The 14,724-nt window shown below is 42.2% G+C and carries 20 protein-coding genes; 7 read left to right on the top strand and 13 right to left on the bottom strand.

Features of this window, described 5'->3' with window-relative positions; all coding sequences use genetic code 11:
• Positions 1-345: 345 nt before the first annotated feature.
• From L2703_RS13510 to L2703_RS13570, 13 genes are all read right to left on the bottom strand, one after another.
• Complete coding sequence (locus L2703_RS13510; RefSeq protein ID WP_248971613.1) at positions 346-597, bottom strand: transposase; 252 nt, start codon at positions 595-597, stop codon at positions 346-348.
• A 19-nt stretch (positions 598-616) separates the two neighbouring features.
• Positions 617-769, bottom strand: a complete 153-nt coding sequence (locus L2703_RS13515) for a hypothetical protein (RefSeq protein WP_248971614.1) — start codon at positions 767-769, stop codon at positions 617-619.
• Positions 770-1,907: 1,138 nt separating this feature from the next.
• On the bottom strand, positions 1,908-2,177 hold the full coding sequence (locus tag L2703_RS13520; RefSeq protein ID WP_248971615.1) for an HPr family phosphocarrier protein: 270 nt from the start codon (positions 2,175-2,177) through the stop codon (positions 1,908-1,910).
• Positions 2,178-2,197: 20 nt separating this feature from the next.
• Positions 2,198-3,061: an RNase adapter RapZ gene (rapZ, locus tag L2703_RS13525; protein WP_248971616.1), complete on the bottom strand. Its 864-nt coding sequence runs from the start codon at positions 3,059-3,061 to the stop codon at positions 2,198-2,200.
• A complete protein-coding gene (gene ptsN / locus L2703_RS13530) occupies positions 3,058-3,501 on the bottom strand; it encodes a PTS IIA-like nitrogen regulatory protein PtsN (RefSeq protein ID WP_188736334.1) in 444 nt (147 codons plus the stop codon). The genes rapZ and ptsN overlap by 4 nt, the downstream gene beginning before the upstream one ends.
• A gap of 2 nt (positions 3,502-3,503) precedes the next feature.
• On the bottom strand, positions 3,504-3,791 hold the full coding sequence (gene hpf / locus L2703_RS13535) for a ribosome hibernation promoting factor (protein WP_248971617.1): 288 nt from the start codon (positions 3,789-3,791) through the stop codon (positions 3,504-3,506).
• Positions 3,792-3,816: 25 nt separating this feature from the next.
• Positions 3,817-5,301: an RNA polymerase factor sigma-54 gene (locus L2703_RS13540; RefSeq protein ID WP_248971618.1), complete on the bottom strand. Its 1,485-nt coding sequence runs from the start codon at positions 5,299-5,301 to the stop codon at positions 3,817-3,819.
• A 144-nt stretch (positions 5,302-5,445) separates the two neighbouring features.
• Positions 5,446-6,177 (bottom strand): LPS export ABC transporter ATP-binding protein, encoded by a 732-nt coding sequence (gene lptB, locus L2703_RS13545; RefSeq protein ID WP_248971619.1) that lies wholly within the window; start codon positions 6,175-6,177, stop codon positions 5,446-5,448.
• Positions 6,174-6,755: a lipopolysaccharide transport periplasmic protein LptA gene (gene lptA / locus L2703_RS13550; protein ID WP_248971620.1), complete on the bottom strand. Its 582-nt coding sequence runs from the start codon at positions 6,753-6,755 to the stop codon at positions 6,174-6,176. The genes lptB and lptA overlap by 4 nt, the downstream gene beginning before the upstream one ends.
• Positions 6,742-7,302 carry an LPS export ABC transporter periplasmic protein LptC gene (gene lptC / locus L2703_RS13555; protein ID WP_248971621.1) on the bottom strand — a complete coding sequence of 187 codons (561 nt, stop codon included), beginning with the start codon at positions 7,300-7,302 and terminating at the stop codon, positions 6,742-6,744. Before lptC ends, lptA begins: the two co-directional genes overlap by 14 nt.
• Complete coding sequence (kdsC, locus tag L2703_RS13560) at positions 7,299-7,862, bottom strand: 3-deoxy-manno-octulosonate-8-phosphatase KdsC (RefSeq protein ID WP_248971622.1); 564 nt, start codon at positions 7,860-7,862, stop codon at positions 7,299-7,301. The genes lptC and kdsC overlap by 4 nt, the downstream gene beginning before the upstream one ends.
• Before the next feature lie 2 nt (positions 7,863-7,864).
• Positions 7,865-8,842, bottom strand: coding sequence for a KpsF/GutQ family sugar-phosphate isomerase (locus L2703_RS13565; protein ID WP_248971623.1), 978 nt, complete (start codon positions 8,840-8,842; stop codon positions 7,865-7,867).
• A gap of 40 nt (positions 8,843-8,882) precedes the next feature.
• Positions 8,883-9,845 (bottom strand): calcium/sodium antiporter, encoded by a 963-nt coding sequence (locus tag L2703_RS13570; RefSeq protein WP_248971624.1) that lies wholly within the window; start codon positions 9,843-9,845, stop codon positions 8,883-8,885.
• Between the two features lie 197 nt (positions 9,846-10,042).
• On the opposite strand from L2703_RS13570, the gene L2703_RS13575 reads away from it, so the two are divergent.
• Genes L2703_RS13575 through murA form a run of 7 tightly spaced genes read left to right on the top strand, consistent with a single transcriptional unit; the run spans position 10,043 to position 14,700 of the window.
• Entirely contained in the window at positions 10,043-10,858 is an 816-nt protein-coding gene (locus L2703_RS13575) for an ATP-binding cassette domain-containing protein (protein WP_248971625.1), read from the top strand.
• Positions 10,791-11,630 carry a lipid asymmetry maintenance ABC transporter permease subunit MlaE gene (gene mlaE, locus L2703_RS13580; RefSeq protein WP_283107886.1) on the top strand — a complete coding sequence of 280 codons (840 nt, stop codon included), beginning with the start codon at positions 10,791-10,793 and terminating at the stop codon, positions 11,628-11,630. Before L2703_RS13575 ends, mlaE begins: the two co-directional genes overlap by 68 nt.
• Before the next feature lie 41 nt (positions 11,631-11,671).
• Positions 11,672-12,145 carry an outer membrane lipid asymmetry maintenance protein MlaD gene (gene mlaD / locus L2703_RS13585; RefSeq protein ID WP_248971627.1) on the top strand — a complete coding sequence of 158 codons (474 nt, stop codon included), beginning with the start codon at positions 11,672-11,674 and terminating at the stop codon, positions 12,143-12,145.
• A gap of 10 nt (positions 12,146-12,155) precedes the next feature.
• A complete protein-coding gene (locus L2703_RS13590) occupies positions 12,156-12,824 on the top strand; it encodes an MlaC/ttg2D family ABC transporter substrate-binding protein (protein WP_248971628.1) in 669 nt (222 codons plus the stop codon).
• A complete protein-coding gene (locus tag L2703_RS13595) occupies positions 12,821-13,120 on the top strand; it encodes an STAS domain-containing protein (protein ID WP_248971629.1) in 300 nt (99 codons plus the stop codon). The genes L2703_RS13590 and L2703_RS13595 overlap by 4 nt, the downstream gene beginning before the upstream one ends.
• 54 nt (positions 13,121-13,174) lie before the next feature.
• The gene (locus L2703_RS13600) at positions 13,175-13,426 is read left to right on the top strand and encodes a BolA family protein (RefSeq protein WP_248971630.1); all 252 of its coding nucleotides are present in this window, start codon (positions 13,175-13,177) and stop codon (positions 13,424-13,426) included.
• 14 nt (positions 13,427-13,440) lie between these two features.
• Positions 13,441-14,700, top strand: coding sequence for a UDP-N-acetylglucosamine 1-carboxyvinyltransferase (gene murA, locus L2703_RS13605; protein WP_248971631.1), 1,260 nt, complete (start codon positions 13,441-13,443; stop codon positions 14,698-14,700).
• Positions 14,701-14,724 lie beyond the last annotated feature (24 nt).

Raw genomic sequence — 14,724 nt, forward strand, 5'->3', positions numbered from 1 at the left:
TTTGCGCTTGTTGTTATTAGTCTGTTTGCTGTGTTATCAACGTGCTGGGGGCTAGCTGATAGTACGGTCAAACATCCTTGCCATAACATTGAGAGCGCTGCATTAATCCATTAAGCAGCCTCTACTGAATAAAAGTGACGTTACTGGATATAGAGTCTGGGGACCCAATAACGCCTGAACTGTTACGTTAACCTGTCCATGGTTAACGGTGTATAAAGCGGCAAGGATGTAAGATGTTGTGCGCTTATTATTAGTATGATTTTGTTGCTATTTGCCTTGTGTTGTCCGTTTGCTGGGGAACCAACGAATAACACTGTCATACACCCTTGCCAAAACGGTTATGGCTTAACTTGCCATTGCTTGTAATTGTTGACTTAACTGGGTAATTTTTTGCTGTAATAGAGCGATTTCTGACACAATGGCACCACGGTTTTCAGTTTTACGGGTTTCACTGTGCTTAACCCATTTGTAAACTGTTTTAGCCGAAACGCCATATTGCTTGGCGACATCAGATAAAAGACGATTGTGCACTTTCACTTCATTAATGACTTGATGTTGAAAGTCCATTGGGTATTGTCTAGCTGTTGACATACTCATTCGATAATTCCTTAATGTTTTACTTATACTTGCTTGAACGAGATTCAACGTCGTCCCATTGGCTGTAACCAAGATGCGCTAAGAAAAAAATGTTTTGGCGGCATTGTTCAACCAGCTTAGCAACCATGGCATTAACTGATTTGATGTGTTGACCTGGATTCATTTTACTCATCACTATCTCCTACAACTTCAACGGACTGCTTAAAAATTAAACTACTACTTAGTAGGTATATTCCTCTATATGAAAAGCTTGTGCCAACTTTGTATTTGTTTTTAAGATTGTGATTTTTAAGGCGTTATTGTTTTAATGCTTATTTTTAGATTTTTACTGTTTGGTTTAATTGGTGCAATTGCACTAATTTGGTGAATAAAATACTGAAAATATTGCTTTAGTCGAGCGCAAGTATGGCGAAGGTTTGTGGCAATTAAAGGCCTGCTTTATGACAAAATGACGATGAAGGGGTTGATCTGATGAGCGGCATAGAGGGTGTTATACCATTGCGCGTTAGCAAGTGATCTCTCAGCGAGAATTTAAAAGGGCTTAAACAAGGCGAATGACTGAATGAATAGTTATTCTCTTTCGAAGTCATGCAACGCAGTGTAAGCCCTTTTAAAACTCGCCTGAAAGGAATGCCCCAGCGGCTTTTGCTCTGCGTTCTCGCTATTTGAAAGGGAACAACCATGACTACATAGCGACGCCTTAATCAAAAACCGCTGGACGCATTCTGAGTGGTCACTTATTAATGCGGAATGGTATTAATACCCATCGGCCAAAGTGATGCCAATTAGCATAAAAAGTGGTCGTGCTTACGGGTATATCGCTTATCACTTCGTAAGACATGGTGAAGGTAGCACAACTACCTCGCTGCAATTGCTGCCTTGTGCTAATTTAACCTCAACTCTGGATAAGAGATGTATTGATAACGATATAAATCAATAGATTGACTAAAATCCACTGTCAAGCTTGTGATTTGTTTTGCTAACAAGGCGAATTAACGCGTCAATAGCTAGCCTATTGCAAGTTAATTCAACGCAGTGAGGAAGGCAAAGGACTGCTTGAAAGGCGTTTGTTATCCAGAGCTGAGGTTAATTTAAGTGTTTGATGTAATTAATTGTTTGTGGTGTAAAAGACTGGCGTTGAATGTTATTTTGAGCGGTTGCAGGAACATGAAAAAAGTAATCGAGATAATGGGCTTATCGAATAACTGGCGTTGGTATCAATACTCGTTACTTTTAGATTTTTGATATTAGATTTTAGATATTGAGTTGAAGGGGAGTGATATGCATTCTACTGACTTGGTATTTTTGGCTTAACAACACTCGTCGAATTTATCGTTAATTAAATTGCACACTGCTTCGAGTGCCACTTCGGCATCTGGGCCTGTGGCTGTCACAGTGATCATTTTACCAATACCGCTTTCTAGCATTAGTAGCCCCAATACGCTGGCAGCACTGGCTTGTTTATCGGCCTGTATTAAGGTGATTTCAGCATTAAAGTCAGCGGCAAGTATTGCGAGTTTTGTAGCCGCACGAGCATGTAAACCCAATTTATTTGAAATTGTGACCTGACGCTCCAACATGTTTTACACTCCACCTTAGGCTAAAGTTTATTTTCGTTTATATCGAGCTCTCTGTGGCGAGCATTCACTGTGTGTTTACTGCCTTGTCGGAAACGCTTTGCCAGTTGATCGGTAATATATACTGAGCGATGCTGGCCACCGGTACAACCAATAGCGATGGTTAAATAGCTGCGATTATTACGTTCTAGGTGCGGCATCCAGGTTTCGAATAGATTTTCAATTTGCCAAATAAACTTATTCACAAGGGGTTGGCGACCTAGAAATGCTTGTACAGGTTCATCAAGGCCAGTAAATGGTCTTAATTCAATTTCCCAATGTGGATTAGGCAAAAAACGCACATCAAACATAAAGTCTGCTTCGGTAGGCATACCGTGCTTAAAACCAAATGATTCAAAATTTATCACCAGTTCTTTATCGACACTTCCCAGCAATATTTGCCTGACTTGATCACTCAAATCGTAAATATTCAATGCAGATGTATCGATATAATGATCAACTATTTTGGCGATAGGCTCTAGCATTCGGCCTTCTAACTTAATGGCCTCTTGCAATGAAATCTGGTTTTTAGACAGTGGATGTAAGCGACGGGTTTCACTGTAACGCTTTAGTAGCACTTTATCGCTGGAATTTAAAAAGAAACTGGTTATTTCGGTATCGGGTTGCAGCATTTGCAGCTGCTCTTGTAATACTTTGCCCTGCTCAGCAATATTACGTACATCAACACTAATGGCGACCAAATCATTACTGCCTTTTAATTGCGCCAGCAAGGTACCAATTAGCGGTAATGGCAGGTTATCTACACAGTAATAGCCTAGGTCCTCGAGTACTCTTAGGGCGACTGATTTACCTGAGCCAGACCGTCCAGATACAATAACGAGTTTCATGCGGTGATTACCTGATAGAGTTCAGTTGAGTCGTGGATTTTGCGTAGCTGTTTTAATACTTGTTTGTCACTGAGTTTTTGCGCCATTGACGATAAGGTACTTAAGTGTTGCTGGCACTGATCGGCTGGCACTAACAAAGCAAACAGAATATCTACAGGCTGTTTATCGATAGCATCAAACTGGATTGGCTCTTCACATTTTATAAAAATGCCAATAGGGTGATCGATTGTTGTCAATCGACCATGAGGTATTGCAATACCGTTGCCTATACCTGTGCTACCCATTTTTTCGCGTGCTAGAAGGCTTTCAAAAACCTCTTGCGAAGATAGGGTCGGGTACTGGGCAGCGACGATGTCGCTGATAAGCTCCAGTACCTTTTTCTTACTGCCCGGTGTGGCACAGGTGGTGCATTCCGGCTGCAGGATGGTACAAAGTTCCATCGTTAGTGTTTTGTATACTTCTCTTTGTGTTTAATTACCTGACGGTCAAGCTTGTCTATCAGGGCGTCTATTGCGGCATACATATCGGTATGCTCTGACATGGCAAAAATTTCTCCGCCTTTTAGGCTGATTTTTGCTTCTGCTTTTTGTTGTAACTTTTCGACATTAAGTACTACATGAACATTATTGATCTGATCGAAGTGCCGTTCAAGCTTTGAAAATTTATCATTAACGTATTCACGTAAAGATTCGGTGATTTCAACATGATGCCCTGATAGGTTGATTTGCATTACACTTCTCCATTGTTGAGTAAATTTATAAACTCTTACGTTGGTTTGAGGGCGGGATTAGCATTGCCTCACGGTATTTTGCAATCGTACGACGAGCAACGTTTATGCCCTGTTCTGCCAGAAGTTGAGCCATTTTACTGTCACTGAGTGGCTTTTTCTGATTTTCTGCAGCAACCAGCTTTTTAATAAAAGCACGGATAGCCGTAGATGAGCATTCTCCGCCATCATCAGTACTCACATGACTAGAGAAAAAGTATTTCAGTTCAAATAACCCTCGTGGGGTGTGCATGTATTTTTGTGTTGTCACCCGTGAAATGGTCGATTCGTGCATTTCAACGGCTTCAGCAATGTCGTTGAGCACCATAGGTTTCATGGCTTCTTCGCCGTATTCAAAAAAGCCTTGCTGAAATTGCACAATACAATTAGCGACTTTTAATAAGGTATCATTTCGGCTTTCAAGGCTTTTAATAAACCACTTTGCTTCTTGTAAATGGCCCCGGATAAATTGGGTGTCAGAGGGGTTTTTACTGCTACGTGCCATTGCAGCGTATTGCTGGTTTACGCCAATTTTAGGCATGTTATCTGGGTTTAACTCAACGACCCAGCGACCATTCTTTTTAAATACGGTGACATCGGGAATGACGTATTCGTCATCAGTAGCGGTGATCAACAACCCTGGGCGAGGGTTAAGCGATTGAATGAGCGTTATTGCGTCTCGTAATTCATCTTCTTTTAAACGAGTTTTACGCATTAATAATCTAAAATCGCGCCCAGCAATTAAATCTAAATAATCTTTGATGAGTAAGCGAGCGTTGTCAATATGCGGTGTGTCATTGGCGTATTGAGCTAATTGGATGAGTAGACACTCGCTTAAGTCACGTGCGGCAACACCAACAGGGTCAAAGTGCTGAATACGTTTTAGTACTGCTTCGACTTCGTCTAATTCAACATTTTCATCACCCATAGCGTCCAAAATTTCTTCGGTGCTTTGCGTTAAGTAACCTCGTTCATCGATGGCGTCGATAATGGCTGTCGCAATGGCTAAATCGGTGTCAGAAAATGGTGTCAGGTTTTTTTGCCACTCTAGATGTTCGTATAGTCCTTCAGTGGTTTCTCCTTGAAATGGCATGTCATCATCGCGCATGCTTGCACTGCCAGAACCTGACATTGGCGAGGCGGTGTAGACTTCATCCCAGGTGGTGTCCATGGGCATGTCGTCCATGGTTTCTTTACTGATTGATTCTGTGGTGTCGACGGTTGATGTGTCTTTCTCAACACTGATATTACTGTTATCGCTAAAGTCGGTTTCTGACTGATCACGACTTTCTTTTAATGGGTCTTTTGCTTGAGAAAATTCATCTTCTATTTCAAGTAATGGGTTGGAGTCCAGTGCTTGTTGGATTTCTTGCTGTAGCTCCAATGAAGATAATTGCAGCAAGCGGATTGCCTGTTGCAATTGAGGGGTCATGGTGAGGTGCTGACCCATTTTAAGTTGGAGTGACGCTTTCATTTACCGCTTATCCCTAGATGATTTCCATAACAATAACAATCTCGAAAAACTGTGGTGGATTGTCACATACGTCAATGACATTTAACGCTATTTAGGTATCGTTCAACGACATGATTTAGATAGGCTAAAAGGCTTATATCTTAACTATAGCTTGAATTGTTCACCTAAGTACACTGCTCGAACTTGTTGATTGCTCAAGATCTCATCAGGTGTGCCTTCTGCAATCAAATTACCTTGACTGACTATGTATGCTCTTTCGCACACATCGAGTGTTTCGCGAACATTGTGATCTGTGATCAAAACCCCTAAACCACGGCTTTTAAGCTGTTGAATAATTTTTTTAATGTCGATAACTGAGATAGGGTCAACACCGGCAAATGGCTCGTCGAGTAAAATAAATTTGGGGTTAGCCGCCAGTGCTCGGGCAATCTCTACTCGACGACGTTCACCACCCGATAACGACATGCCCTGGCTGTCGCGAATGTGGGTAATGTGAAACTCTTCAAGAAGATGTTGAAGCTGCTCAATGCGCTCATCATTACTGAGTTCTTTGCGCGTTTGTAACACGGCCATGATATTGTCATGCACGGTGAGTTTACGAAAAATACTCGCTTCTTGCGGTAAATAGCCAATCCCTTTGCGGGCTCTAAGGTGCATGGGATCTGAGGTTAGGTCGTCTTTATCGATTAAAATCCGGCCTTTATCGCTTTTGACTAAACCAACAACCATATAAAATGTTGTTGTTTTTCCGGCACCGTTTGGACCTAATAACCCCACGATTTGCCCCGTTTTTACGGTTAAGCTCACATCTTTTACAACTTGACGAGCTTTGTAGCTTTTGGCTAAGTTTTCAGCGGTTAGGGTGATTTGGGTCATGGTTTAATCTGCTTGTTAACGGGAATTTCTGGCAGCTTTTGTTTTGGCGCTGACTCGTCTTGGAAATTTTCAGGCTGAATAATAGTGATAACACGGTCTTGACCAGTACCAGTGCTTTCAGCAAGGAGCTCTTGCCCTTTTATATTGTACTTAATGCGGTTACCTGTGACCTGGCTACCTGCTTGGTCTAACTTGGCATTTCCTGTTAACGTAAGTGTTGTCGTTGCCAAGTCGTAACTGATTTCGTTAGCACTTGCGGTACCGATTTTACCGTCATCTAATTCTTGCGAAAAGGTGGCTGGTTTGCCCGTGGCAATGAGGCGTTTTGAGGTACTATTTTCTGGGGTAAATGCCCGCAGTTCATCAGCATTGATGTTAATGGTGCCTTGGGTAATGGTTACAGGTCCATAGAACACAATTTGGTTATTTTTAATGTCGGCAGACTGACTCGCTGCTGCGATTTTTAATTCTTGTTTAAGATCACCTTGCTTGGCCATAACTGAAAAACTCAGTACACAAAGTAAACCACTGAGTAGCATTGTGGCATTGGCGCGAGGATGTCGATTATTGTGACTCATATGTTCCTTCTACTTGGCTTAGTAGCGATAATTTTTGCGTATTCAAGTCAGCATGTAGGCCTAATCCCTGAATCATAAACCCTTTACCTTTGATATACACCATATCTTGTGAGCTGCCTATCATGGTGGTTAAATCAAGAGATACATCGTTAGTGGTTAAAGATTGCAAGGGCTCTTCTATATCAATGGCATCAATAATAACATTATTTTCTAGGCTGATTTGATTGCTTTGTTTATTTAATTGGCCTTGATCTGCACTTAGTTGCCACTGTGCTTTGCCATTTTCTGGGTAAATTAAATAGACCGGTTTGGTAAAATGGGTAATATCACTTGAAGCATAATGCTCCATGTGTTCTGCGGTGACTCTGCTTTCAATGAGCCCTTGTTCATTAAATTGAGTTGTCCGTAAGTCATCGGCAATAAAATCTGGGCGTTCAACCCCAACGACTTTAATGGCATCCATTTCACTTCGCTTAATTTGTGTTTGCCAATATAAGGCCAGTGCAAGGCCAAAAAATGCGGCAATTGCGATGGTCACTCTATTCATATACTCATACCATGAGCGCTGGCAATTTTATCTTGGCTGAGTAGCAGTAAATCGGTTAGCTCTCTAAGGGCGCCATAACCACCATTAATGCTGGTTGTCATATGGCAATGTTGCTTTACAAATGGATGACCATCAGCGACACACACGGCTAAGCCCACCACTTTCATGACAGGTAAATCGACCATGTCATCACCAATGTAGGCCACTTCGTCTGCAGTGACATTATAGTGGGATAATAATTGCTCAAATGGCTCAAATTTATTGTCGATGCCCTGATAAATATGGGTAATGCCTAGTGCTGTCATGCGGGTTTCAACAATTTTAGATTTACGGCCCGTAATAACGGCTACGTGAATGCCACTGGTTAATGCAGAACGAATGCCATAACCATCACGGGTATGAAATGCTTTTAATTCTTCGCCAGCATTGCTTAAGTAAATTCTGCCATCAGAAAACACGCCATCAACATCGCAAATTAACAGCTTAATTTTTTTAGCTCTTTGCCAAATCTCGTCGCTGATTGGACCGTAAAAGCCTTGGTGGGTTGTCGAATCTGACATGGTTAAATGACTCCTGCTTTAACCATATCGAGCATATTTAGTGCGCCGATAGGTTGATGATGTTGATTAACGACAATCAGTCCGTTGATGTTTTTGGTTTCCATTATTTGTAATGCTTGTGCAGCCAAAATGCCGCTTGGACTGGTGACACAATTTTTGGTCATGACTTGCGAAATAGGTGTGGTACGTAAGTTGACTTCAGCATCTATGATACGTCGTAAATCACCATCAGTAAAAATACCTACAAGGGTGTTTGTTTTATCAACAATTGCCGTCATGCCCAAGCCTTTTTTAGAAATTTCGTATAGCGCTTCGCTGATACAGATATCATCACTGACGAGAGGCAAACGTTCATCTCGATGCATAATATCTTCAACTTTTAATAATAATTTACGACCTAAAGCTCCACCTGGGTGAGATAAAGCAAAATCGTCGCGGGTGAATCCTTTTGCCTGTAATAAAGTGATAGCCAGAGCATCGCCCAACACTAAGGTGGCTGTAGTACTTGAAGTGGGGGCTAAACCAAGGGGGCAGGCTTCTTCTTTTACTTGAATGCAAAGATGAATTTTTGCGAGCCGAGCCATGTTTGATTCTGGTTTACCGGTAATTGCAATGACAGGTACCCCCATGCGTTGGATCACTGGCAGTAACGTGAGAATTTCACTTGATTCACCCGAGTTAGAGATGGCGAGTACGATATCATTTTTATCTAACGCCCCTAGATCTCCGTGGCTGGCTTCCCCTGGATGCACAAAAAAAGCCGGTGTGCCTGTACTGGCAAATGTTGCCGATATTTTATTGCCAATATGACCTGATTTACCCATGCCCATGACAATCACTTTGCCTTTACACTGCAAAATAAGCTCACATGCCTGAGCAAACTCAACTGAGTCAACATATTGATATAAATTATCTAATGCCGCTTTTTCGATATCGATGACTTTGCGGCCCCATTGGCGAAACTGAATGTGATCTAGCATAGGTGTCTCTCTTTATAATGCTTTGTCTTTATGCTCCAACTTAATGGGATTGAAATACAGCAACTTGGTACGCAATAAAGGTAATTAATAACAGGGCGCCATGCCAACGAGTGAGTTGTTTTTTGGCACCACTTGATAACACTAAGACCGCTAACGCTGCACTTGTGCCCAGCACCATATAAAAATCTCGTCCACTGGCTTGCGCGTCGATAACCCCTGGGGCAATAAGCCCAGGTATCGCAAGTACAGCTAAAATATTAAATAAGTTAGAACCGACGATGTTACCAATGGCTAAATCGTCTTCTTTTTTTAGCACTCCAGCAATGCACGCTGCAAGTTCTGGCAAACTGGTGCCAACAGCAATAATGGTTAATCCGATGACTAGGTCTGATAATCCATAAAATTTGGCAATACCGACAGCGCCATCAACCATCCAACCCGCTGATAGTGGAAGTAATATAATACCAACTGTTAACCAAATGATAGCATGAAAGGTGGGGACGTTTTTAGGGATCTCAGATTCCAAATCGTTATCTAAAGCATCTGGGGTTTTATTGGTAGTGGCTTGCCAAATGAAATACCCCATTAATGCCAAAAATAATACCGTGAGCATTATTCCTTCTGCACGAGTTAAATTTCCGTCGTGTAGAGTGTAACCTGCAAAAACTGTCGCAGCTAACATTAATGGAATTTCACGCTTAAGGGTTGTCGAGCCCACACTAATGGCGCCGAGCAGGGCGGTGAGTCCTAAAATTAAGGTAATGTTGGCAATGTTTGAGCCCAATACGTTGCCAATAGCGGTATCTCTCATCCCGTCCATCGATGCCGTTGCGGCAACAAACATTTCCGGCGCCGAGCTACCCATTGCAACAATGGTTAGTCCTATCAGCATTGGCGGTAAGCCTAAATTACGTGCAAATGCAGCTGCACCGTAAACAAATCTATCTGCGCTCCAAACTAAAACAGCAAGGCCAGCAATTAACATTAGGATATTAATTAGCATGTGATCCCCATAATGGTAAACAATTAGCGGGCATTTTCGCTGGATTTTCACTAAATTGAAAGCATTGCACATTAATTGTATTAGCAATGTTCATTGGTTATATGGATATAGTTGTAGCTTAATGGACAATTACAGTACAATTTGCGCTTCATCTTCTTCTAAGGAAGGCTGTTATCTTTACAACACCGATACCTGATATGAGTAATTCAAATAATTCCCCTTTGGTAGAAATAAACCATTTGGCGTTTAGCCATGGTTCGCGCGTGATTTATGAGGATATTTCGTTAACGATACCCAAAGGTAAAGTCACGGCAATTATGGGCCCCAGTGGGATAGGTAAAACGACGTTATTGAAATTAATTGGTGGGCAACTTACACCTAACAGCGGACAAATTTTATTTGATGGTCACGATGTTCATAAACTAAAGCGAGAAGAACTCTTTGAACTGCGTAAGCGCATGAGTATGTTGTTTCAAAGTGGCGCCATGTTTACCGATCTTAACGTATTCGATAACGTAGCATTCGCTTTGCGGGAGCATTCAGGCCTGCCTGAAGAGATTATTCGCTCAATTGTATTGATGAAACTGCAAGCGGTTGGGTTACGTGGCGCGGCTTATCTAATGCCAAATGAATTATCTGGCGGTATGCAACGTAGGGCTGCTTTAGCTCGGGCTATTGCACTTGAGCCAGAAATGATTTTGTATGACGAGCCTTTTGCTGGCCAAGACCCTATTTCAATGGGAATGTTAGTTAAATTGATCCGTGAGCTTTCTGATACGTTAAAACTGACCTCTGTTGTCGTGTCTCATGATGTGGATGAAGTGCTAGGTATTGCTGATTATGTTTACGTCATCGCGCAAAAGAAAGTGATTGCGCATGGCACACCAGAGCAACTTCGTTTGTCTGACAACCCGCAGTTAATTCAGTTTATCCAAGGTGCGCCAGATGGTCCTGTACCATTTCATTATCCTGCCGAGGATTACCAAGAGGAGTTATTGCGTGGGCGTAATTGATAATCTGGCCGATTTAGGCAAGAACGCATTAAAAATCGTTTTAGGATTAGGCCGTGCTGGCTTAATGCTGTGGGGCGCAATTGTACGCGTGCCTAACATTAAAAAAGGCTTACCATTACTGACCAAGCAAATTTATGTGCTTGGTGTTCGTTCGATGGTGATTATCTTGGTGTCTGGCTTATTCATAGGCATGGTACTGGCGCTGCAAGGCTATAATATTTTAGTCGGTTTTGGTACCGAAGAGAGCTTAGGCCCTATGGTTGCGCTCAGTTTGCTACGTGAGTTAGGCCCTGTTGTTGCTGCACTGTTGTTTGCTGGCCGAGCCGGTTCTGCATTAACGGCTGAAATTGGGTTAATGAAATCGACTGAGCAGTTATCTAGCCTAGAAATGATGGCAATTGATCCACTGAGGCAAATTATTGCGCCGCGTTTTTGGGCCGGTGTAATTAGTATGCCTTTGTTAGCGCTGATGTTTAGTTTGGTGGGGATTTTTGGCGGTCACCTAGTTGGGGTTGAGTGGAAAGGTATCGATAGCGGTGCGTTTTGGTCTATCCTACAGGCGTCGGTCGAATGGGAACAAGATATTGTTAACTGTTTAATTAAAAGTTTGATTTTTGGCGTGGTAGTAACTTGGATAGCCTTATATAGGGGTTATGAGGTGCAGCCAAATCCAGAAGGTATTAGCCGTGCGACAACATCAACCGTTGTGCAGGCCAGTTTAGCTGTTTTAGCGCTGGACTTTTTGCTCACTGCAATTATGTTCGGAAATTAAGGTTTTTTCATTGTTTAGTTTAATTGAAGTGGTTTAAGAGTATGTTAACACGGAAAATTGAGTTACTTGTAGGCGTGTTTTTATTGTCTGGTTTATTGGCTTTTTGCGTATTGGTATTTAATGTTGCCAATGTCGAAGTGAAGTCAAATGACCAAACTTATACATTAGTTGCTGAGTTCAATAATATTGGCGGGTTAAAAGTACGCTCACCAGTAAAAGTGGGTGGTGTTGTGGTTGGACGTGTGAGCGACATTACGCTTGATACACACAAGTTGATCCCTGTGGTCACATTGACCATGGATAAGCGCTATGATCAGTTCCCCGAAACCAGCAGTTTAGCCATTTTAACGTCGGGGTTATTGGGTGAGCAATTTATTGGTTTAACCCCAGGTTTTATGGACGATGACATTGCCATGCTTGCTAATGGCGATAAGGTTCATGACACTCGTGGTGCATTGATTTTAGAAGATTTAATTGGTCAACTGTTGTACAGCATGTCGTCTAAGGATAAATAGGAGCTATATAATGAGAGCACTTTTTAGTCGTGTAATTGCGTTATGTTTTGTGGGTAGCGCTGTTATCAGTTCTGTTGCAGTTGCAGCCAATGACGAGATAAATACTCAAGATCCTTTTACAATGATCAAACAGGTTGCCAATAAAACCTTTGATCGTTTTAAAGCAGATAGAACGTTAATTGATAACGACTTAAGCCATTTAAAAGTGATTGTTAACGAAGAATTAATGCCTTACGTTGACTACAAATACGCTGCATATAAGGTGATGGGCCAATATTTACGTGATACGACGCCAGATCAGCGTGACCGTTTTGTTGAAGCCTTTGAGGGATATTTAGTCGCCACCTATGCGCAAGCCTTGACCGAATATACCAATCAAGCAGTTGAGTTTGACCCAGCAAGTGATTTTAAAGACGAAAAAATTGTCGAAGTGAACGTGCAAATTATCGAAAAAGGCCGTCCACCGATTAAAGTGCAATTTAAAGTTCGTCGCTTGAAAGACAATACCTGGAAAGCGTTTGATTTAGTGGCAGAGGGCGTCAGTTTACTTGCATCTAAGCAATCTGAGATATCTAATTTGATCCGTCAACAAGGGATTGAAGCGGTCATTTCGATGTTGAATGACAAAACCAAACAAAAAATTGATCGTCAACCAGCAAAAGAAGCAACAGCAGCGTGATTAACTTTAACCAACAAGAGCAAACATGCTTTGTTAGCGGACGTTTAACACAGGTTGAAGTAAAACAATTATGGCCAAAACGCCAAGAGTTGTTTACTGCTTCAACCCAAGTGATAGACTTAGCCGCCCTAGAATACGTAGACAGTGCTGGTGTTGCCTTGTTGCTTGCATTTGTGAGGCTCAGTCACCCCAGTACAGAAGAAAAAAGCGGTTCTCGCCAATTGGTTAACCCCAGTGAGCAGCTTGTCAAAATGATAGAGCTATACGATTTAGACGCTTTTTTCAGTAAAAAATAATTTACAAACAATGGTTTGTAAATATCAGCTTTAAAAGTAAAGGTAATAGATTTCATGGATTGCAAGGTTATTGAACAAATTTTAACAGAGGCACTGTCGTTGACAGAAGCTCATGTGACTTCCGATGGCAGCCATTACAAAGTGGTTGCCGTTGGAGAATGCTTTGATGGCCTAAGCCGAGTGAAGCAACAGCAAGCGATTTACGCACCATTAGCTGAGCAGATTGCCAGTGGTGAACTACACGCTCTCACGATCAAAACATTCACGCCCACTCAGTGGAAACGTGAAAAACTTTTTAACATGTAATACAGAGATTCACAGTGGATAAATTAACTATTACAGCCAGCAAACCGCTTACTGGCGAAGTCGTGATCTCTGGCGCAAAAAATGCAGCATTGCCAATTTTAATGGCAGGTGTGTTAGCCCAAACCGATTTTATTGTCTCAAACGTGCCTAATTTGCGTGACGTCAATACCAGTTGCGAACTGCTTCGCTGTTTAGGTGCTGACGTTGAACAGCTTGAAAACAGCAGAGTGCGGATTTCGACCACTAACTTAAATGAGTATTGCGCACCTTATGATTTAGTCAAAACCATGCGTGCCTCTATTCTTATCTTAGGGCCGCTATTGGCGCGTTACGGCACAGCAGACGTATCTTTGCCTGGCGGTTGTGCCATTGGTGCTCGTCCAGTTAATTTGCACTTACATGGTTTAGAGCTCATGGGAGCTAAAATCGAAGTTAAAGAAGGTTACATTAAAGCGCGAGTGGATGGCCGTCTTAAAGGCGCGCATATCTTTATGGATATGGTCAGTGTTGGCGCCACAGAAAACCTATTAATGGCAGCATCTTTAGCCGAAGGTACTACAGTAATAGAAAACGCTGCCCGCGAACCAGAAGTCACAGATTTAGCCAATTGCTTAATTGCCATGGGCGCTAAAATTTCGGGCGTGGGTACTGCAACACTGACGATTGAAGGTGTTGAGCGTTTATCGGGCTGTGAATATCGGGTCATGCCAGACCGAATTGAAACCGGTTCTTTCCTTGTTGCCGCCGCTGTAACGCGTGGCAAAATTCGTTGCGTGTCTGCCGACCCTAGTGCGCTAGAAGCTGTGTTATTAAAGCTTGAAGATGCAGGCGCCACGATTACCACGGGTGAGGATTGGATTGAACTTGATATGCACGGCAAACGCCCTAAAGCGGTCAATATTAAAACAGCGCCTTACCCGGCGTTTCCAACCGATATGCAAGCGCAGTTTTGTGTGTTGAATGCCCTTGCAGAAGGTACTGGGCGTGTCACAGAAACGATTTTTGAAAATCGCTTTATGCACGTCCCAGAGATGAGCCGTATGGGCGCGAATATCGAACTAGAAGGTAATACCTGCATTATTCATGGTATTGAACGTTTAAATGGTGCTCAAGTCATGGCAACTGATTTACGTGCTTCTGCCAGTTTAGTGATTGCTGGTTTAATGGCTGATGGCATTACAACGGTTGACCGTATTTATCACTTAGACCGTGGTTATGAACATATCGAGGCTAAATTTCAGGGGCTAGGCGCTGAAGTGATACGTGTGAAATAAATTTTAGCAGGTGAATAAAAAAGC

This window comes from Shewanella basaltis (assembly GCF_023283885.1).
Taxonomy (GTDB): domain Bacteria; phylum Pseudomonadota; class Gammaproteobacteria; order Enterobacterales; family Shewanellaceae; genus Shewanella; species Shewanella basaltis.